Consider the following 19,023-nt stretch of genomic DNA (forward strand, 5'->3'; position numbering starts at 1 on the left):
CTAGCCCTTCTTGTCGCTGTTGCCGGGTGCAGGGTCGGTGGATGGCTGGCTGGACGGCTGCGGCGCGGGGGCCGTCGTGGCCGGCGAAGTGGGCGTCGTCTTGGCCGGTGTGCCGTTCACCATGTTGGTGGGCGGGGCCGTGAACGGGGTGGTGCCGTAGGCCGGGGCGACCTGGGCCATGTACTTGGAGAACATGGGTCCGGCGATCATGTAGCCGTCGATGGCCGGGTAGAACTTGCCGTTCACGGTCAGGTTCCGGCCCGGGCGGAGCTGGTCACCCAGCGGGTCGCCGAACCAGGCGGCCGTGGCCAGGCCGGTGGTGTAGCCCACCACCCAGGTGGAGCCGTTGGTGTCGTTGGTGCCGGTCTTCGCGGCCACCGGGAAGTTGGTCTTGGTCGACAGGCGGGGAACGATCAGGGAACCGGAGCCCCCGTTCAGGACTTCCTGCATGGCGTAGGCAACGCCGCGGGCCACTTCGGGTTTGACGGCGTCCTTGCAGTTGGAGGACTGCGCGGGAAGCTGGGCGCCGGTCTGGTCCGTCACGGAGGTGATGGCGATGGGCTCGCAGTACTTGCCGTCGTTGGCGAACGTGGCAAACGCGGAGGCCATGGTCAGCGGGGCCGTCTGGGTGGAACCAATCAGGTTGCCCAGGGTGGTCATCTTGACCTGGGGGTTGGGATCTTCAGCCGTGGGCAGGCCGCCGTGGATGCCCACGGCGTCCACGATCTTCTGGATGCCGCAGAGGTCAACCTGGGCCGCGGAGGCGAACGTGGCCGTGTTGATGGAGTTCATCAGGCCGTACAGGACCGTCATGCTCCTGTAGTAGCCCTCGTCCGAGTTCTGCAGGTCAAAGCTGCCTGGAATCCTGGCGTCATACCAGCCGACGGTGGGGTCCGGGCAGGTGTTCTTCCAGGGGAAGTTCTGCGGATACTTCCGCACGGACGCGTTGATGTTCGTGTTCATGGACTTGCCCTCGTTGAGCCATTCCGCGAACGTGAACGGCTTCATCGTAGAGCCGGGCTGGAACCCGCCCATGCCGTTGAGGTCGTTGCCGTCCTTGTCCAGCTTGTCCACGTTGAAGTTCACCTGGGAATCAAACTTGCCGTCCGCGGGCAGGAACGAGGTGTTCTGGGCCATGTTGATGATCTTGCCGGTGTTCGGCTGCACCGAGACGATGGCAGAGCCCCACTTGTCCGGGTTGGCGCCGGCCGCCGCATCGGACTCGGCCTGGGCGACATTCTGGGCGTTGGGATCAAGGGTGGTGGTGATGGTCAGGCCGCCACGGAAGACGTTGTTGATGCGTTCCTGGGCGTCCGCACCGTAGGCCGGGTTGTTCAGCAGCAGGTGCAGCACGTAGTCGCAGAAATACGGTGCCGTGGAGGCGTAGGCGCAACCCTGGCGTGCTGGTGTGACCTTCGGTTCCACCGGGGTGGCAACGGCGGCGTCATGCTCTGCCTGGGTAATTTTGTGCTGGCTCAACATCAGGCTCAGGACCAGGTCGCGGCGCTGCTTGGAGTTCTCGGGGTTGCTGATGGGGTCAAAAGCAGAAGGGCTGTTGACGAGGCCGGCGAGGAGGGCGGCCTGCGGAAGCGTCAGGTCCTTGGCGGTGGTACTGAAGAAGAGCTTCGATGCGGCTTCAATGCCGTAGGCGTCGCGGTTGAAGAACACGATGTTGAGGTAGCCCTCAAGGATCTGCTCCTTGGTGAATTCCTTCTCCAAGGCGATGGCGAGCTTCATTTCGCGGAGCTTGTCGCCCACGCCCTTGTTCACGCCGTTGAGCTTGATCTGGTCCTCGTTGCCCTCGGCGGCGAGGTTGGCGTTGAGGACGTTGTTGACGTACTGCTGGGTGATGGTGGAGGCACCCTGCTTGTTGCCGCGGGCTGTGCTCACCAGGGCCCGGAGGATACCGGTGGTGTCCACGCCGCCGTGGTCGTAGAACCGGCTGTCCTCAACGGCGATGACAGCTTCCTTCATGAAGGGCGAGATCTGGTCCAGGGAAACCTTGGTCCGGTTCTCTTCATACAGGTTGGCGATGAGGCTGCCGTCCGCGGCCAGGATCTTTGTCGACTGGCTGGGCGGGTCCACCTTCAGCTCCGCCGGCAGGGTGTCGAAAAACTCGATCGAACCGCTTGCCGCGCTGCCCGAGACGGCGGCAGCGGGGACCAGCAGGCCGGCCACCAGGACACCGCAAATAGCGCTCACGCCAAGGAAACCTAAAATCTTTCCGAGGGTAGTGGCTGTGTCGAAAATGGGGTTCCTACGAGTCACCATGTTTTCCACTTTACCGGCAAGGACTAGTCTTTCTTTCATGACCAAATGGGAGTACGCGACGATTCCGCTCATTATTCACGCCACCAAGCAGATCCTGGACCAGTGGGGAGAGGACGGCTGGGAGCTCGTCCAGGTAGTCACCGGACCGGACGGCAACGGACTTGTTGCCTACCTCAAGAGGGAGAAGCAGTAGCCGTGAGCACCCCCGCAGACACCACGTCCGGCGCGGAAACCGCGCCGATTTCAGCCGTTGAGCAGCGCCTCGCCGAGCTCGGGCTGACCCTTCCCGAGGTGGCCGCACCCGTGGCCAGCTACGTGCCGGCAATCATCTCCGGCAACCACGTTTACACCTCGGGGCAGCTGCCGTTTATTAACGGCAAACTCGAAGCTACGGGCAAAGTGTCCACCGGCACCGAAGGGTACGCCGACGAGCCCACGGTGTCCCCGGAGGACGCCCAGCGGTTCGCTGCCGTGTGCGCCGTCAACGCCCTGGCTGCCGTCAAGAGCGTCATCGGTGACCTTGACCGCATCACGAGGATCGTGAAGGTAGTGGGCTTCGTGGCTTCGGACCCGTCCTTCACCGGCCAGCCGGGTGTCATCAACGGTGCGTCCGACCTGCTGGGACGCGTCCTGGGCGACGCGGGCCAGCACGCCCGCTCCGCCGTCGGGGTTTCAGTCCTGCCGCTCGACTCTCCCGTAGAAGTCGAACTGATCGCTGAATTCAGCTAAGGACCGGTCACCTCTTTGCCTCAACTCGCCCGACGCCTGTTTGTCCTGCCCCCCGATCTTGAAGGGGCGGCACAAAGCTGGCTCGACCACGGCGAGCGGACGCCCCGCGCTGCCCGCCTCGCCTCGTCCGTCGTCCTGCTGCGCGATTCCCCCACCGGCCTGGAGACCTGGCTCGGCTACCGTCCGGGTTCCTCGCCGCTGGGGGTCCTCGCGTTCCCGGGAGGTTCCCTGGACGCGTCCGACGACGACGCGCTGGGCTGGCTGGGCCCCTCGCCCCAGCATTGGGCCGAGCAGATGGGGACGGACGACGTCGGGCTGGCGCGCCGGCACGTGGTGGGCGCCATCCGTGAGCTGTTTGAGGAAACCGGGGTGCTCCTTGCGGGCCCGGACCTCGCCAGCACCGTGGAGGGCACGTCCACCCCGGAGTGGATGCGGGCCCGCGAACTGGTGGCCAACCAGGAGAAATCCTTCATTGAGGTCCTGGCCAAACGCGGGCTCTCGGTGCGGACCGACCTCCTCAAACCCCTGGTCAACTGGCGCAGCCCGGACTTCGCGCACCACCGTTTCGACACGCGCTACTTTGCGGCCACTGTGCCGATGAACCAGCAGCCAACGCTCCTGGAAAGCAAGGGTGTTTGGGGCCGATGGGTTAACGCCGCCCAGGTCATCGCCGATCGGGACACCACCGCGCTGGGCGACGAAGTTGGCGTGGAGAACACCGCAGGCTTCACCCTCGGCCAGCTCCTGGTGCCCGGTTCGGAGATCATGCTTGAAAAGATGGCCGCGGCCAATGGCTGCATCGCCTACCTGAGCTACAAGCGCAAGGCCCACGTGTACCAGCCGCGTCTCGTGGAGGAGGACGGCAAACTCATGCTCGAAGTCGAGGCCGCCAAGACGGTAGCCGGAGACCCCCAGCGCGAGCGCTGAACCCGCGATCCGTGGTCGAGCCTGTCGAGACCCGGCCTGTGGGTGCCGGCCTCGGTGGTTGAGCCTGTTGGGACCCTACTGCGTCTTTCGAGTGCCGCGGGAGGCAGCGAGCCGCGGCAACTCGCTATAACGTCCCGCGATGAGGGCTTCCCGCTTGGCACGGCCCCATCCTTGGACCTGTTTCTCCCGCGCAAAAGCTGTTCGACGCGAGTGAACTCCTCGAGCCAGACGAGTTCCACCGGCCGACGACGACGTGTATAGGCAGCGCCGTCACCTGTCTGATGTTGCGCCAGGCGTATTTCCAGATTCTGCGTGCTGCCCACGTAGTAGGAGCCGTCCGAGCAGCGGAGCATATAGGCGAATGGCATGAGCTGATTCTGCTCGCCTTTCTGCGCCCAGTAAGGGTGGAAGGCGTCTATGTGGACAAAGCCGGGTCTCGACGGGCTCGACCACCGGGTCTCGACGGGCTCGACCACCGGGTCTCGACGGCTCGACCACCGGGCACGGTTAAAGCAGAAGGCCGGCCCGATTCCTCGGGCCGGCCTTCTGCTTACTTCTAAAATGCGATCTAGCGTGAGCGCTGGCGGAGTCGCTGCATGTCCAGGATCACCACGGCGCGGGCTTCGAGGCGGAGCCAGCCGCGCTGGACGAACTCGGCCAGTGCCTTGTTGACGGTCTCGCGGGAGGCGCCCACCAGCTGGGCCAATTCTTCCTGGGTGAGCTCGTGTGCCACCAGGACGCCGTCCGTGGCGGGGCGGCCGAAGCGGTCTGCCAGGTCCAGGAGCGCCTTGGCCACGCGGCCGGGGACGTCCGAGAACACCAGGTCCGAGAGGGAGTCGTTGGTGCGGCGCAGGCGGCGGGCCAGGGCCTGCAGCAGCTGGGCTGAAACCTCGGGACGCGTGCGGAGCAGCGTGTTGAGGCTCTCGTTCTTCAGCCCGGCCAGGCGGGTTTCGGAGACGGCCGTGGCAGTTGCGGTACGCGGGCTCGGGTCGAAGAGGGCCATTTCGCCGAAGAGTTCGCCCGGGCCGAGGATGGCCAGGAGGGATTCCCTGCCGTCCGGGGACGTGCGTCCCAGCTTCACCTTGCCGGAGACGATGAAGTAGAGCTGGTCACCCTGGTCGCCCTCGCGGAAAACTGAAGCCCCGCGGGAAAGGTCCACCTCGGTCAGCTCGTCCGTCAGCAGACGGAATGCTTCGTCGTCGAGCGTGGCGAAAAGGGGTGCTCGGCGCAGTACCTCGATGTCCATGAAATCTCCTGAATAAAAAGTGTCGGCTGTGGCGCTTGTGCCATTGTTTCAGAATTTTCAAGGTTCTGTGACGTACTTGGCAGCTGAAACGCCCTGAAGCACCGGCCAGGATGCCGATTGGAGCCGTGCGGGGCAACCGGCGGAGCATTCTTCCGGGCCGTGTCCGGACCCTGTCCGGAGTAATGCGGGAGCGGAATCCGGGCCGGCGGGGATCCACAGAATAATGTCAGCCGGCACCACTAGAATTGGGTTTCAATCGTTTATAAGGAGCCTTGGTGTTTGGCTTGACTGTTCTGGACCTGGTATTGATCCTGGCCCTGCTGTCGTACCTGGGCTATGGCCTGCGTAACGGGTTCCTGGTGACATTGGGCGGAATTGCCGGCTTCGCCGCCGGCGCCGTGGCCGCCTTTTTTGCCGTTCCCCTCGTCAGCGGCTTCGTAGATGACTCCGGGTGGAGGCTGACCGCCATTGTGGCGGCCGCCGTCGTCCTGATGGCCGTGGGGCACGGAACGGGCACCATGATCGGCCGCAAAATCCGCGGCGCCGTGCGGATCAGGCCGTTGCGCGCCGCGGACCGGCTGGTGGGCGGTGCAGTGAACGTTGCAGTCTCGGCGCTGGTCATGTCCATGCTCGCCTTCAGCGTCAGTTCCCTCGGTGTCCCGCTGGTGTCCCAGCAGCTGGCCGAGTCGAAGGTGATCCGGTTCATCGACGGGCTGACGCCCACGCCGGTAAAGGCCACCATGGCCCAGCTGCGTTCCACGGTAATCGGCAACGGCATCCCCACCCTCCTGGAAGGCCTCGACCAGGGGCAGCCGGTGGCGGTTCCCAACGCCAGCACTGACACGCCGGCCCTGAACCGCGCCGCCGAATCGGTGCTGAAAATCGCCGGTACCGCCTTCGAATGCGGCCAGAACCAGACCGGAACCGGCTTCGTCGTGTCACCCGGCCGGGTTGTGACGAATGCCCACGTCGTGGCGGGCGTGTCGCAGCCCGTGGTGGAGGTTCCCGGCGGCAGCGCCATGCCGGGACGCGTGGTCTACTTTGACACCAGGCACGATCTCGCCGTCCTTGCGGTGGACGGACTGCCCGCCGAACCGCTGGCCCTGAGCCCTGACCTGCCCAACGGCAGCCCGGCTGCTTTCGCCGGCTATCCGCACGGCGGTCCGTTCCAGTCCAAACCGGCCACCGTGCAGGACATCACCACCGTCCTGGTTCCAGACATCTACGGCAACAGCCCGGCACCCGAGGAGATCTACCGCCTCGCCGGCGACATCCAGCCCGGCAATTCGGGCGGGCCGCTGCTGACCACGGAGGGCCTGGTGGCCGGTGTCATTTTTGCCAAGGCTACATCCGACGCCGAACTGGGCTTCGCCATCACCATGGACGACCTCAACCCGGTCGCATCCCAGGCTCCGGCGCTCAGCGCCCCCGTATCGTCCGGGCAGTGCATCCAGAAATAGCAGGGCATCCGGACGACGCCCGGCCCGGCTGGCTTACGGCCGCCGGCTCAGAGCCACTCGAGGCTTTGGCCGTGGGGTCCGGTGATGGCCACAGGGGTGCCGTTGTGTGTGAGCAGGAACTTGCCCATGATCCGCTGCGGGTCCACTTCCGGGACCACGCTTGAGCCGTCCTCCTGGTAGATGACCATGTGCCCCTCGTTGCTGAGCCAATGGACGGCTCTGGTAGCTGCGAGCTGCAGCATGGTCTGCCGGAATTCGGCCCGGCCGCGGGCCGTCAGGTAGCCCATCACGGCGCTGTGGAACACCACCAGCGCAGTGTCCGCCGGCGCCCGGGCAGCAAGGTCCAGGAGTTCCTCGTTCAGGTCCCCGGCCACCAGCAGCGGCGGATCCTGCCGGGCGATGGCCACAGCCTGCCGGAGGCGGGCACGCCGGAACTCCTGCTCCGGCCACACGAGCGCCTCCAGCCACGCGACGTCGTCGGGATCAGCCACGTCCAGCGGGTTCAGGTCGATCCCCGCCCGCCACGCCACCGGCGGGAGCGCTGCCGGCACGGGCACTGAGCCGCTGATGGCGCACTTCAGCACCGGGGCCGCGGCGGCCCCGTCCGGACCGGGAGACAGCCTTGTGACGGTTGTGCCGTCGTCGTACTCGTAGCTGTACCGGTCCGGGTACAGCACCAGGCCCGCTGAGGCGCCCACCTCCAGCAGCGCCAGCGGCTTGCCCTCGGCCACCGAGATGGCCGCCAGCGACGGCAGCAGCGTGGCGCAGCGGCCGGCCTCGTTGGTCTGCGTGGAACGGGAGAGGACAATGCTGCTGACGTCGTCCCAGCGGGCCTCAAGGAAGCTGCGGAACTGCGCAAAAGGACCCGGCTGCGCCCCGAGGAACCGCGCGGCGGCCAGCAGCAGGTTGGGTTGGCGCTTGGTGTGCGGCCACCGGTCAATGCGCGCGATCAGCTCTGGGTCGCCTGCGATTCCAAGCGTCCACTCGGCGTAGCAGGGCGACGATCCGGGCGCTTCCACGCTGCCAAAGTGCCGGTACCACGCGGCGGTGCGGGACTCAGCCGGGACCGCCGTCCCGTCAGGTGCGGGCTGCGGGTCCTGCCCGGCCGCCATGGCTACAGCGCTTCAGCCAGGTAGTCGATGGCGAGCTTGTAGCCGAACACTCCGGCGCCCACGATCACCGCGGCGCAGACAGGTGACAGGAAGGAATGGTGCCGGAATTCCTCGCGCTGGTGCACGTTGGTGATGTGGACCTCGACGGCGGGCAGCTGCACCGCTGCCAGGGCGTCGCGCAGGGCAACAGAGGTGTGGGTGAAGGCGCCGGCGTTCAGCACAATCCCGACGGCGGTACCGCGGGCTGCGTGGATGGCGTCCAGGAGCACACCCTCATGGTTGGACTGGACACATTCCACGGTGAAGCCGTGGGCCTCGGCAGCAGTGGCGGCCAGCTGCTCGACGTCGGCGAGGGTGGACGTGCCGTATTTCTCCGGCTCGCGGGTCCCCAGCAGATTAAGGTTGGGGCCGTTCATTACGAGGATCGTGCCGCGTCCGGCAGCGGTGGTGGCTTCAGTCATGGATGCAAATCTAGCGCCTGCGAAGGCACTGCCGCGCATTCTTACGGAGCAGGGCTGCCGCTCCAGGCAGGTTCGCCTTCTCCAGAATTCGCTGAGGTGTGTGCCAGGTACTCAATGGCAAGTTTGTAGCCAAGAATGCCGGCGCCGGAGATCACAACCGTGCAGGCGGACGAAGGATCCCGGCAGCGGCTCTTGCCAAGACGGATTTCGACCGACGGAACCACGGCGGAAGCCAAAGCACCGTGGAGTCCTGCCGCCGACGGGTATTCGAGGGCGCCGGCGGTGACGATGATTCCGGCCGCCGAGTCCGCGGCCGCCCGGACAGCGCCAACCGTGTCGGCGTTGTCGCAGGTTTTAAGGGACACGCTGAACCCATGTATCGACGCAACAGCCTGGACCAGTTGTTCGATATCGGACGCTGAAGTGCCTGTTTGCTCGGACTGGCCGCCCGCCGGCCCCAGGACAACGAGGATTGTTCCGCGCGGGATGTTTGCGTCCTGGCTGCCCCGTCCCCGTGCCAGCTCCGATGCCGCGGCTGAGGCAACATAGCCGAGACTGTTTGCGGCGGCCAGGACTTTCTGCCGGGTGGCAGCGGAGACACGCGGAAGCCCACGCAGGGCTCGGGAGACGGTGGCCGTCGAGACATTTGCGGCGGCCGCTACTTCCCGGATCCCGGCGGTGTGAAGTGACCTTACCGCTTGACGGCCGTGGTCGGGACGGGACATGAGCGGCTCCGTCCCGGCTGTCCTAGGTGGAATAGCCATTCGGGTTATTCTTTTGCCAGCGCCAGTGGTCTTCGCACATCTGGTCGACGGTTTTGGTGGTGGACCAGCTGAGGTCGGCCAGGGCTGAGGTGGCGTCGGCCCAGAAGGCGGGGAGGTCGCCGGCGCGGCGTGAGGTGATTTCGTAGGGGATGGGCTGGCCTACGGCTTTTTCGAAGGAGCGCAGGACTTCCAGGACGGAGGAGCCTGTGCCGGAGCCGAGGTTCCAGCGGAAGACTCCAGGTCGGTCTGCGACGTGGTTCAGTGCGGCGACGTGTCCTTCGGCGAGGTCCACGACGTGGATGTAGTCCCGCAGGCAGGTGCCGTCCGGGGTGTCGTAGTCGCCGCCGAAGACCATGAGTTTTTCGCGGCGCCCGACGGCGACCTGGGCGATGAAGGGGACGAGGTTGTTGGGGATGCCCTGGGGGTCCTCGCCGATGCGCCCGGACGGGTGCGCGCCGACCGGGTTGAAGTAGCGCAGCAGGGCGATGTGCCAGCGCGGATCGGCGTCGCCGAGGTCCGAGAGGATGTCCTCGATCTGTTCCTTGGTCCGGCCGTAGGGGTTGTTGGCGCCGATTTCCATTTTCTCCACATACGGGATGGGGTTGTGTTCCCCGTACACGGTGGCGGAAGAGCTGAAGACGAGGGAGCGGACGTCGTGCCGGTCCATGACCCGGATGAGGTTCAGGGTGCCCACGAGGTTGTTGTAGTAGTACTTCAGCGGTTCGCGGACCGATTCGCCCACGGCCTTGAGGCCGGCGAAGTGAATCACGGCGTCGATCCCGCCGTTGGCGAACACCTTGTCGACGGCGGCCTCGTCCACCAGATCGGCGTAGTGGAACTCTGCTGCTTTGCCGCTCAATTCGGCAACACGCCACAGGGATTCTTCGCCGGAATTAACAAGGTTGTCGATCACCACCACGTCATGGCCGGCTTCCTGCAGGGACAATACTGTGTGGGAGCCGATGTACCCGGTGCCACCAGTGACCAGAATTTTCATTTGCCTCCCTTGGGCAGTGCGAAACTGCCCCGATGTTGCGCCTGCTTCTGGGAAGAGGGAACACCGGGGCAGCTTTCGGAGTCGGTCAGTCTGTTAGACGACCGAGAGCTTCAATACCAGGGCGTGTTCCGGGTTGAGGACCGGCATCGGGAGCCCGACCTCGGCCAGGAACCTTCCGCTGGCTTCGGCGCCCGAAGCCAGCCAGACCGGCGGCTGGGCCTGCGTGAATGTGTGCGCGTAATCGGCGTCGCCTGCCGCCGGGAAGATGGCTTCCACCCGGTATACGCGCTCCTGCTCCAGGCCGGGAACGGTGATTCGGCCGGGCTGTTCCGCAGCGGACGTCCGCGTGCTCACCAGGGAGAACAGCGCCGCCGTCGCACCCTCGTCCGCGACCGTGGGCGCCGGATCTGCGACCACACCGTGCAACATCAGCGAATCGTCCGGAACGTCGGCACGGACCATCCGGCCGCTGTGAATGAGGTCCCGGTGTTCCTTGTAGAGCCCGATGAAGCGTTTGAGCTGTTCACGCTCCGCCCCGGTAACCTGCCGGACATCCCACTCCATGCCAAAGTGCCCGAAAAGGGCTGTGATGGCCCTGAAGGACAGGTCGTGCGTGCGGGCCGTGGTGTGCGACGTCGTGGGGCCGACGTGGCCGCCCACGAGCTCCGGCGGGACCACGAGCCCGGTCCAGCGCTGGATGGTCTGGCGTTCCAGGGCGTCGTTGCAGTCCGAAGCCCAGATCCGGTCTGTGCGTTCCAGGATTCCCAGGTCCACGCGGGCGCCGCCGGAGGAGCAGCTTTCAATTTCGACGCCGGGGTGGGCCTTCTTGAGTTCGTCAAAGAGCCGGTAGGCGGCCAGGGTCTGTTCGTGGACCGAAGCGCGGCCGGCGTGACCGTGCTCGGTCAGGTCCCGGTTCTGGTCCCATTTGAGGTAGCTGATGTTGTTCCCGCGCAGGAGTGCGTCAACACGGTCGAAAATGTACTGCCACGCTTCGGGGTTCACGAGGTCGATCACGTGCTGGTTCCGCCACTCGAGCGGGAGGCGGCCACCGTCCTTGTGCGAGAGGGAAGCCGGACCCACGATCCACTCGGGGTGGGCGCGGGCGATGTCCGAGTCCAGGTTGACCATCTCAGGCTCCACCCAGAGCCCGAATTCCATCCCGCGGGAGGTCACGGCATCAATCAGGGGCGTGAGCCCGTCCGGCCACAGCGATTCGTCAACATACCAGTCGCCCAGGCCGGCGTGGTCGTCGCGGCGGCCGCGGAACCAGCCGTCGTCGAGCACAAAACGCTCCACACCGAGCTCGGCGGCCGAGTCGGCCAGCTCGATCAGGGTGGGCAGGTTGTGGTCGAAATAGACCGCTTCCCAGGTGTTGAGGACCACCGGACGGGGCTTGCCGCCGCCTGCGGCGGGGAGCACGTGGTGAGGGCGGGACCGGAACCAGGCGTAGAAGGCTTCGCTGATGCCGTCCAGGCCGCGGTCCGAATACGCGGCGAACAGGGCCGGGGTGGTGTAGCTGGCGCCCGGTTCGAGGATGACTTCGGCCGGGCCGAGGAGCTCGGAGCCGCCGATCATGGTGCGGCCGTCGCCGATGCTGTCGGCGAACTGTTCGTGGTTGCCGCTCCAGGCCAGGTGCGTGGCCCACACCTTTCCGTGGCGGTTGCCGAATCCGGCGGTGCCGGCGGCGAAGAGGAGTGAGGAGTCGTGCCCGGTGCGGCCGTGCCGGCCGGTGCGGACCCAGGTGCCCTGCTGGATGGGGCGGCGCTGCGGGTGCCGTTCGCGGCACCAGCGCCCGGTCAGGTCAAGGAGTTCGACGGCGTCCGGCGCCACCGGCAGGACGGTCGCCAGTTCGTCGAGCTGGTACGGGGTGCTGCCGTCGTTGGTGACGGTGTGCCGCAGCTCCAGCAGGCCGCCGTCGTGCAGGGTCAGGGCGGAGGACACGGTCAGGCCGGCGTCGGGATCGGACTGGACGACGACGGCTGCCTTGCCCTCGAGGCTCGCGGTGTTGACGCGGAGGCGGGCTGAGAAGTCCAAGCCCGAGACACCCTCGGCAATGCGGTGTCCTCGCAGGGCCGGGCGGCCCCGCCATGCCGAGGACGCCTGTGGCAGAAGCCCTGCAGGAACGGTGGCGTCGATGGACGACGGCGGGATAGCGGCAGTGAGGATTGCCAGGTCCGGGAGCGTGCTGCCAAGATCGGCACCCCAGTGGATGACCTCGGCCTCCCCGCTGTCGAAGCTAATCACCAGGCTGGTGCCGGCGGAACGGAGGTGGAGGGGGTCCATAAGAATTCTGTCCTTCTGAGTGGGTGTAAAGGAGTGGAGCTGCGCGCCGCGGGGAAGCCGACTCCCGCGGCGCGCAAGCTAATTGGCTGGTGCCCTATTTGAAGAGGGCGTTGACTTTCTCGTTGGCATCGCTCAGGGTGCTGGCGTCCTTCTTACCGGACAGCACAGCGTCCATTGCCGGTGCCATGAGGCCATCGACCTTGGCCGCATTTTCGGTGATGGGGAAGAGGAAAGTGGTCCCATCCTTGACGTGTGTGGTGAAGGCACTGACATCCTGGCCCTTTGCCTTGAAGGCCTCGGCGGCCTTCTCGGAGGAGCTCTTGATGGCGGGGAACACGACGGCCTTGGAGGCTACGACGTCCTGGCAGTCGGCGGAGGCCAGGTATTCGACCCATTTGACTGAGGCCGCGGGGTTTTTGGTACCGGCCCAGATGGAGTCGGCCAGGCCGTTGAACATGGACGCGCGCTTGCCGTCGGGTCCCTCGGGGGTGGGGGCGATACCGGTTTCGATGCCCTTGTAGCTGGTGTACTGGCCGATCATCCAGGAACCGTTGGTGTTGATGGCGGCCTTCCCGGCGCCGAAGGCGTCTGCGACGCTGGCGCCGACGGTCGTTTCAAGCTTGGGCATGTAGCCCTTGTTCGCGAGGCCGGACCACCATTTGATGGTTTCCTGGAACTTGGGATCGTCGTAGTTGAATTTGGTGCCCCACGGGTTCTTGTCGGTGTGGGTCCAGCCGGTGGTCGCAGTGAGGAAGCTCCATTGTGTCTGTCCCTGGCCGTTACCGGAATTTTCCAACCCAAGGCCATAGACGGCCACGTTGTTCTTGTCGAAGCCAGGCTCATCGCCGCGTTTGCCGTTCTTGTCCACGGTGAGGTGGGCGATGGCCTTTTCGTAGCTGCCGCCGTCCTGGGGGTTCCAGTCGAGGTCCTTCAGCTGTTCTTCGGTGTATCCGGCATCAGCCACCAGCTTCTTGTTGTAGAACATTGCTACGGTGTCCCAGTCCTTGGGCAGGCCGTATCGCTTGCCGTCCTGGCCTACCCACAGGTCCGCGAGGCCCTCGTTGTAGATATCCAGGTCGAGCTTGTCGTTCTTGACGGCGTCGTCCAGGGCGAGCAGCTGCTTCTTGGAGGCGTGTTCGGGGTATTTGGAGAGGTGGTTTGTAAAGACGTCCGGGGCGTTTCCGCCGACAAAGCCGTTGGTCAGGGTGGTCCAGTAATCGCCCCAGCCGCGCTGCGTGATCTTGACCTTGATGTCGGGGTTGGCCTTGGTGAAATCTTCAGCGCACTGTTTGTAGGCCGGAAGCTGGTTGGCATCCCACAGCCAGTAGTTGATTTCGCCCTTGGCCTCACCGGCGGTGGTGGAGGTAGATCCACCTCCACAGGCGGAGAGGGAGATGGCGATGGCTGCGGCGGCAGCGACGGCGCCGAGGGTTTTCTTCATGATCGACCTTTCGAAGAGGGCTTGGGGTTGCCCGGAGTGGAGTGTGTAGAGGGAAGTTGTTGGGCCAGGGCTATTTGATGCCGGAATATCCGATGGAGTTGACCACCTTCTTGCCGAAGGCGATGAACAGGATCAGGACGGGCAGTGCGGCGACGATGGTTGCCGCCATCAGGCCAGACCAGTCAGGTGCGCCTTGGGGTGACTGGGATTTGAAGACGCCCAGGCCAACAGTGAGGACCCTGACATTCTCTTCACTGCCGACCAGGAGCGGCCAGAAGTACTCGTTCCACTGGCCCACGAACGTCAACAGCGCGAGGGTGGCCAGCGGAGCAGCCGCATTTGGGAGCACGATCTGGAAGAAGATGCGCAGGTGCTTGGCGCCGTCGAGCATTGCTGCTTCTTCCACTTCGCGGGACATGCTCAGGAAGAACTGCCGCAGGAAGAAGATGGCGAATGCCGACATGAACAGGAACGGGAGCACCAGTCCGGCAAAGGTGTTAAGGAGTCCCAGGTTCTTAATGAGGAGGAAGTTGGGAAGGGCTGTGAAAATCCCCGGAATCATCATGGTGGCCAGGAACAGGGAGAAAACCTTGTCCCGTCCAGGCCAGCGCAGCCGGGCGAAAGCGTAGGCGGCAAGTGCACTGAAAAAGACCTGCGCCGCGGTAGTCACCGTGGAAAAAATGATGGAGTTGCGGAGGTAAAGCCAGAAGTCGATGGCGGCACCGGAGCCGCCCTCGGCGATGGCCTCCTCTGTGGACTGCATTCCAAAGACACGCTTGAAAGCGCCCCAGGAGAAGTCTGCCGGCAGGAGATTGGCGGAGTTGGAGGCCAGCGAGCCATTGGTCGAGAGCGCAGTACGTAGCATCCAGAGGAACGGAAGAATTGTGACGACGAGTGCAAGAATCACGAGCGCCCAGGCGCTGGCACGGCGCCAGTTGATCGGTCTGCGGGTAAGCGTTTGAGTAGTCATGGCTGGGATTCCTTAGTCCAGATCCGATTCATTGCCCTTGAGGAACTTCATCTGAATGAAGGCCACCAGGGCGAGGATCACGAAGAGAATGACGGACAGGGCCGAGGCGTAGCCAAAATCCGATTCGCCAAAGGCCTTTTGATAGATGTACATCTGAATGACGCGGGTGGCATTGACCGGGCCGCCGCCGGTGGTGACTGCGACGGTATCGAAGACCTGGAAGGACCCGATGACGGTAACTACCAGGACCAGCGTCAGGACCGGGCGCAGCAGCGGCATCGTAATACTCCAGAACGTCCTTGTTGGCGACGCTCCGTCCAGGGATGCCACTTCGTAGACATGGTGGGGGATGGCCTGGAGGCCGGCGAAGATGAGCAGCGCGGTGTAGCCCATGTGCTTCCAGACGTTGACGAAGGCGATGGTGGGGATGGCCCACTGTTCGCTCCCGAAGAAGGCCACGCGGGGAAGCCCCAGCCAGCTGATGATTTCGTTGACAATGCCCAGCTGGTAGTCCAGCATCCAGAACCAGAGCAGGGCTACGATCACGTTTGCGACAAAGAATGGCAGCAGCAGCGCGCCACGGACAAAGGTTGACTTCGCCACCCGGTGCATGAGCAACGCCAGGCCCAGTGCGATGGCTGTCTGCAGGCCAATGTTGATGGCGACGTACTGGAGGGTTACGGCCATCGCGTTCCAGAAGAGCTCATCCTTGAAGATGGCCGTGTAGTTGGCGATGCCGATCCATTCAGGCTCCCCGAGGATGCTGTATTCGGTGAAGCTCAGGTAGACGCCGCGGATGGTCGGGACCAGGCAAAAGGCAACGAGGCCGATCATGGCCGGGAGGATAAACAACAGGGCGATCTTGAGGTCGCCCAGCTTGCGGAATCCGCCGCGTGGCTTCGGTGCCCCCGGCTGGACCGGGGCGGATCTTGTGTGCTTGGCAAGGGTGGTCATCGTCGACCCTTTCCTGACTGTGATGTGGATAACAACTGATGAGAAATCTACACGAGTAGATTGAGGGTGGCAAGTGTTATTTTTCGTGGTGCGATTCAGGGTATTTATCCAGCAACTTTGCTATTGACTCGAGTAGATCTGGGTGGAACACTGGGAACCCTCATGGACAGCGCTTGCCCGGCGCCCCCACAGCATCCACGGAAAAGAGAGACAGTGACGTTTTCAATCGGCGTAGTAGGAGTCGGTCAGTTCGGCGGCCAGTTCGCCCACCTCTTTCATCTGCACCCCGGCGTCAGCGACGTCTATGTGGTGGATGAGCTTCCTCAACGGGCAGCTGAGGCGGTGGACCGCTACCACCTGGCCGGTTCGAAGGCGAGCTTCGAGGACCTCCTGGCTTCTGACGTCGACGCCGTTGCCATCTTCACCCAGCGCTGGACGCACGGTCCGCTGGTGGAGCAGGCGCTCCGGGCCGGAAAGCACGTCTACTCAGCTGTCCCCATGGCCATCTCCGAAGAGGAAATCGCCCGGATCATCGATGCAGTCCGTGAAACAGGCCTGGTCTACATGATGGGGGAGACCAGCTACTACAACCCCGCCACCGTCTATGCGCGCAAGCAGCACGCGGCCGGCAGCTTCGGCCGGATTTTCTACTCCGAAGGCGACTACGTCCACGACATGGACCTGGGCTTCTATGACGCCTACCAATACAGCGGCGGCGACCGCTGGAAGGAAACTGCCAGCTACCCGCCGATGCTGTACCCGACGCACGCTGTCGGCGGCGTGCTGGGCGCAGTCCCCGCCCACGCGGTCAGCGTCAGCTGCGTCGGAGTCAAGGATGACCGCAACGACGGCGTCTTCGACAAGGAAGTCAGCATGTTCGGCAACGACTTCTCCAACGCCACCGCCCTCTTTGAACTCAACGACGGCGGCGTGATGCGCACCAACGAGATGCGCCGCGTGGGCTACCCGTCCCACATCCGGGAGTCGCGGTTCCGGTTCTTCGGCACGGAGGCCAGCTTTGAACAGCTCGCGAAGGTGACTGTCTGGCAGGACAAGGAAAACGTCCACGACATTTCAGAGCAGTTCGAGGCCCGGCCCAGCATGTCCCTGGATGACCCCTCCCTCGCCAACGTTGCCCCGGAACTGAGGGATGCCTTTGTCTCCGGGCTCTCGCCGGTGCACGACGCCGACCGGCTGCCGGACGAGTTCCGCGGCGCACCCAACGGCCACGAGGGAAGCCACCACTTCCTGGTGGACGACTTCGTCACTGCCGTCAACAACGGAACGCTGCCGCCGGTCAACGCCTGGGTTGCCGCCCGGTTCACGCTGCCGGGCATCGTGGCGCACGAGTCTGCCCTCCGCGGCGGAGAGCGGCTGCCCATCCGCGACTTTGGCGACGCCCCGGGGAACCGATAGCTAGCATGTACACCATGACGACTCCAGCAGTGCAGGCCCCGCGCGGCCCGGTGACCCGCAAGGACGTTGCCCGGTACGCGGGCGTCAGCACCGCCGTCGTCAGCTACGTGGTCAACGGCGGGCCCAAGAAAGTGGCACCCGCCACCGAGGCGAAGGTCCAGGACGCCATCCGCGTCCTGGGCTACCGTCCCAACGCCGCGGCAAGGGCCCTGAAACTGGGATCCAGTGAGACGCTGGGCCTGGTCGTCCCGGACATTTCCAACCCCTTCTTCGCTCTCTTCTCCCACGCGGTGGAGGATGCAGCCGCAGCTCTCGGCTACGCCCTGGTGCTCAGCAACTCGGACGGGAACCTGGCCAAGGAGCGGCGGAACATCCGAAACCTCGCGGCCCGGCAGGTGGACGGGGTGCTGCTGGCCAGTGTTCTCTTTGAACCAGATCTGGAGGTCCTGGAAACGGCAGACATCCCGTCGGTGCTGCTGAACCAGGAACGGGATGCCCCCGGTTTCAACAGCATCGGCGTGGACCTGGCGGCAGGCGCCCGGATGGCCGTGGAGCACCTGATTGGCCACGGCCACACCAATATCGGCCTGGCGATGGGCACCAACGTCTCCGGCAGCACCGATGGCCGTGAAGTGGGCTGGCGGGAGGCGCTGCAGCATGCGGGCCTCCCGGAAGGACCCATCGTGTACAGCGAATTCACCAGGCCCGGCGGTTACGTTGCCGGGCAGCGCCTGCTGGCATCGGTCAACCGGCCCACGGCAATTTTCGCCACGTCGGATATGCAGGCGATCGGCCTGCTGCGGGCTGTGCATGAGGCCGGCCTGGCAGTGCCCGGCCAGATCGCGGTGGCGTCCTTCGACGGTTCCGTTGAGGCCGAATACTCCTGGCCGCCGCTGACCACGGTCGAGCAACCAGTGGCCGAAATGGCCGAAGCCGCTGTTGCGGCACTGGTGGGCGCCCGACGCGGCGAGGAGCCCCGGCACCGGATCTTCGCCACCAAGCTGCACGTCCGCCAGTCGTGCGGGTGCCCCTGAAAGAGGGCTGCCGGTTCGTTAGCCGGCGATCCGGACCTTCCCGGTCCGCTCGCCCAGGATCCGCTGGGCTTCGGCGCTGAGGCCGGCATCGCTGATGACCTCGTCCGCCTCGTCCAGGGCCGCGATGGTGCTGATGCCCAGCATGCCCCACTTGGTGTGGTCCGCCAGCACGACGACGTTGCGCGCCGCTGCCACAAAGGCACGGTCCGTCTCGGCCTCCAGCAGGTTGGGGGTGGTGAATCCGGCGTCGGCGTCCATGCCGTGCACGCCCAGGAACAGCACGTCCAGGTGCAGCTGCTTCAAGGCCGCCGTCGCAATGGGTCCAACCAGGGCGTCCGACGGCGTGCGTTCGCCGCCGATGAGGATCACCGTGGATCCGTACCTGCCTGAACCGGCCGAGGCGCCGTGATGGAAAAGATCGGCGATGCGCACCGAGTTGGTGACCACGGTGATCCGCGGACCGTTGACCAGTTCCTTGGCCAGAGCCCACGTGGTGGTCCCGGCGCTGAGCCCCACGGCCATGCCTTCGTGTACCAGTCCGGCCGCCTCCAGAGCGATCGCCTTCTTCTCGGCAGTCAGCTGGGTGGACTTGAGCTCGAAGCCCGGTTCGTGAGTGCTGACGTCGCCGGGGATTTTGGCACCGCCATGGATGCGCTCCAGCCGGCCGCCTTCCTCCAGCAATTCAATGTCCCGGCGCACGGTCATCAGCGAAACACCCAACTGCTGCGCCAAGTCGGACACACGAACAACCCGCTCGCGCTGGACAGCATCCACAATCGCCTGATGACGTGCAGCGGGGAGCATCTAAAACATTCCTTAAAGCCAGCGGACAGGGGCTGCACCAAGTCTAGGGGCATCGCACCCGGCATGCGGCGATTGAGGCACTAGGCAGGGAAGGTCGGTTATCCGGAAGCGTGCGTCAGAGCGAGGTACGAGCAGCACGCGGAGGATGACCGAC

At 65.0% G+C, this 19,023-nt stretch carries 18 protein-coding genes and 1 pseudogene; 6 read left to right on the plus strand and 13 right to left on the minus strand.

The window, feature by feature from the left end:
- Window positions 1–2,271, minus strand: coding sequence for a transglycosylase domain-containing protein (locus EYS21_RS20310; RefSeq protein ID WP_131135055.1), 2,271 nt, complete (start codon window positions 2,269–2,271; stop codon window positions 1–3).
- A gap of 37 nt (window positions 2,272–2,308) precedes the next feature.
- On the opposite strand from EYS21_RS20310, the gene EYS21_RS20315 reads away from it, so the two are divergent.
- Genes EYS21_RS20315 through EYS21_RS20325 form a run of 3 tightly spaced genes read left to right on the plus strand, consistent with a single transcriptional unit; the run spans window position 2,309 to window position 3,927 of the window.
- Window positions 2,309–2,464 (plus strand): DUF4177 domain-containing protein, encoded by a 156-nt coding sequence (locus tag EYS21_RS20315; RefSeq protein WP_011693223.1) that lies wholly within the window; start codon window positions 2,309–2,311, stop codon window positions 2,462–2,464.
- Between the two features lie 2 nt (window positions 2,465–2,466).
- Complete coding sequence (locus tag EYS21_RS20320; RefSeq protein WP_131135056.1) at window positions 2,467–3,000, plus strand: RidA family protein; 534 nt, start codon at window positions 2,467–2,469, stop codon at window positions 2,998–3,000.
- A 15-nt stretch (window positions 3,001–3,015) separates the two neighbouring features.
- Complete coding sequence (locus EYS21_RS20325; RefSeq protein WP_131135057.1) at window positions 3,016–3,927, plus strand: NUDIX hydrolase; 912 nt, start codon at window positions 3,016–3,018, stop codon at window positions 3,925–3,927.
- Here EYS21_RS20325 and EYS21_RS23810 read toward each other — a convergent pair.
- Window positions 3,813–4,295: a GIY-YIG nuclease family protein gene (locus EYS21_RS23810; protein WP_347559584.1), complete on the minus strand. Its 483-nt coding sequence runs from the start codon at window positions 4,293–4,295 to the stop codon at window positions 3,813–3,815. The two genes, EYS21_RS20325 and EYS21_RS23810, sit on opposite strands and share 115 nt — an antisense overlap.
- Before the next feature lie 200 nt (window positions 4,296–4,495).
- Window positions 4,496–5,173 carry a Crp/Fnr family transcriptional regulator gene (locus EYS21_RS20335; protein ID WP_131135058.1) on the minus strand — a complete coding sequence of 226 codons (678 nt, stop codon included), beginning with the start codon at window positions 5,171–5,173 and terminating at the stop codon, window positions 4,496–4,498.
- 275 nt (window positions 5,174–5,448) lie between these two features.
- Between EYS21_RS20335 and EYS21_RS20340 the strand changes: the two genes are divergently transcribed.
- A complete protein-coding gene (locus tag EYS21_RS20340; RefSeq protein WP_131135059.1) occupies window positions 5,449–6,633 on the plus strand; it encodes a MarP family serine protease in 1,185 nt (394 codons plus the stop codon).
- Between the two features lie 47 nt (window positions 6,634–6,680).
- Here the strand turns inward: EYS21_RS20340 and EYS21_RS20345 are convergent, their stop codons facing one another.
- From EYS21_RS20345 to EYS21_RS20380, 9 genes and pseudogenes are all read right to left on the minus strand, one after another.
- Window positions 6,681–7,745 (minus strand): DUF2332 domain-containing protein, encoded by a 1,065-nt coding sequence (locus EYS21_RS20345; protein WP_131135060.1) that lies wholly within the window; start codon window positions 7,743–7,745, stop codon window positions 6,681–6,683.
- A 2-nt stretch (window positions 7,746–7,747) separates the two neighbouring features.
- Window positions 7,748–8,206, minus strand: a complete 459-nt coding sequence (gene aroQ, locus EYS21_RS20350; RefSeq protein WP_131135061.1) for a type II 3-dehydroquinate dehydratase — start codon at window positions 8,204–8,206, stop codon at window positions 7,748–7,750.
- A gap of 41 nt (window positions 8,207–8,247) precedes the next feature.
- Window positions 8,248–8,727 carry a type II 3-dehydroquinate dehydratase gene (locus EYS21_RS23815; protein WP_278184759.1) on the minus strand — a complete coding sequence of 160 codons (480 nt, stop codon included), beginning with the start codon at window positions 8,725–8,727 and terminating at the stop codon, window positions 8,248–8,250.
- Window positions 8,713–8,931, minus strand: a pseudogene (locus EYS21_RS23820) (LacI family DNA-binding transcriptional regulator); the annotation flags it as partial. The pseudogene EYS21_RS23820 and the gene EYS21_RS23815, both read right to left, overlap by 15 nt.
- A gap of 22 nt (window positions 8,932–8,953) precedes the next feature.
- On the minus strand, window positions 8,954–9,967 hold the full coding sequence (gene galE / locus EYS21_RS20360; protein ID WP_131135063.1) for a UDP-glucose 4-epimerase GalE: 1,014 nt from the start codon (window positions 9,965–9,967) through the stop codon (window positions 8,954–8,956).
- 93 nt (window positions 9,968–10,060) lie between these two features.
- Window positions 10,061–12,250 (minus strand): alpha-galactosidase, encoded by a 2,190-nt coding sequence (locus tag EYS21_RS20365; RefSeq protein WP_131135064.1) that lies wholly within the window; start codon window positions 12,248–12,250, stop codon window positions 10,061–10,063.
- Window positions 12,251–12,344: 94 nt separating this feature from the next.
- On the minus strand, window positions 12,345–13,691 hold the full coding sequence (locus tag EYS21_RS20370; protein WP_131135065.1) for a sugar ABC transporter substrate-binding protein: 1,347 nt from the start codon (window positions 13,689–13,691) through the stop codon (window positions 12,345–12,347).
- 70 nt (window positions 13,692–13,761) lie between these two features.
- Entirely contained in the window at window positions 13,762–14,661 is a 900-nt protein-coding gene (locus EYS21_RS20375) for a carbohydrate ABC transporter permease (RefSeq protein WP_131135066.1), read from the minus strand.
- Window positions 14,662–14,673: 12 nt separating this feature from the next.
- A complete protein-coding gene (locus EYS21_RS20380; RefSeq protein ID WP_131135067.1) occupies window positions 14,674–15,615 on the minus strand; it encodes a sugar ABC transporter permease in 942 nt (313 codons plus the stop codon).
- Window positions 15,616–15,828: 213 nt separating this feature from the next.
- Between EYS21_RS20380 and EYS21_RS20385 the strand changes: the two genes are divergently transcribed.
- Together EYS21_RS20385 and EYS21_RS20390 are read left to right on the plus strand one after the other, a co-directional pair.
- On the plus strand, window positions 15,829–17,031 hold the full coding sequence (locus EYS21_RS20385; RefSeq protein ID WP_131135068.1) for a Gfo/Idh/MocA family oxidoreductase: 1,203 nt from the start codon (window positions 15,829–15,831) through the stop codon (window positions 17,029–17,031).
- A gap of 14 nt (window positions 17,032–17,045) precedes the next feature.
- Window positions 17,046–18,065 carry a LacI family DNA-binding transcriptional regulator gene (locus EYS21_RS20390; protein WP_131135069.1) on the plus strand — a complete coding sequence of 340 codons (1,020 nt, stop codon included), beginning with the start codon at window positions 17,046–17,048 and terminating at the stop codon, window positions 18,063–18,065.
- A gap of 18 nt (window positions 18,066–18,083) precedes the next feature.
- Here EYS21_RS20390 and EYS21_RS20395 read toward each other — a convergent pair whose 3' ends face one another.
- Window positions 18,084–18,869: a DeoR/GlpR family DNA-binding transcription regulator gene (locus EYS21_RS20395; protein WP_131135070.1), complete on the minus strand. Its 786-nt coding sequence runs from the start codon at window positions 18,867–18,869 to the stop codon at window positions 18,084–18,086.
- Window positions 18,870–19,023: the final 154 nt, after the last annotated feature.

It is taken from the genome of Arthrobacter sp. S39, assembly GCF_004320525.1.
Taxonomy (GTDB): Bacteria; Actinomycetota; Actinomycetes; order Actinomycetales; family Micrococcaceae; genus Arthrobacter.

Coding starts and splice junctions, on each gene's coding strand:
- EYS21_RS20380 (WP_131135067.1), bottom strand. CDS start 15,615: ATGACCACCCTTGCCAAGCACACAAGATCCGCCCCGGTCCAGCCGGGG.
- EYS21_RS20310 (WP_131135055.1), bottom strand. CDS start 2,271: ATGGTGACTCGTAGGAACCCCATTTTCGACACAGCCACTACCCTCGGA.
- aroQ (WP_131135061.1), bottom strand. CDS start 8,206: ATGACTGAAGCCACCACCGCTGCCGGACGCGGCACGATCCTCGTAATG.
- EYS21_RS23810 (WP_347559584.1), bottom strand. CDS start 4,295: ATGCCATTCGCCTATATGCTCCGCTGCTCGGACGGCTCCTACTACGTG.
- EYS21_RS20335 (WP_131135058.1), bottom strand. CDS start 5,173: ATGGACATCGAGGTACTGCGCCGAGCACCCCTTTTCGCCACGCTCGAC.
- EYS21_RS20370 (WP_131135065.1), bottom strand. CDS start 13,691: ATGAAGAAAACCCTCGGCGCCGTCGCTGCCGCCGCAGCCATCGCCATC.
- EYS21_RS20390 (WP_131135069.1), top strand. CDS start 17,046: ATGACGACTCCAGCAGTGCAGGCCCCGCGCGGCCCGGTGACCCGCAAG.
- galE (WP_131135063.1), bottom strand. CDS start 9,967: ATGAAAATTCTGGTCACTGGTGGCACCGGGTACATCGGCTCCCACACA.
- EYS21_RS20345 (WP_131135060.1), bottom strand. CDS start 7,745: ATGGCGGCCGGGCAGGACCCGCAGCCCGCACCTGACGGGACGGCGGTC.
- EYS21_RS20395 (WP_131135070.1), bottom strand. CDS start 18,869: ATGCTCCCCGCTGCACGTCATCAGGCGATTGTGGATGCTGTCCAGCGC.
- EYS21_RS20375 (WP_131135066.1), bottom strand. CDS start 14,661: ATGACTACTCAAACGCTTACCCGCAGACCGATCAACTGGCGCCGTGCC.
- EYS21_RS20365 (WP_131135064.1), bottom strand. CDS start 12,250: ATGGACCCCCTCCACCTCCGTTCCGCCGGCACCAGCCTGGTGATTAGC.
- EYS21_RS20315 (WP_011693223.1), top strand. CDS start 2,309: ATGACCAAATGGGAGTACGCGACGATTCCGCTCATTATTCACGCCACC.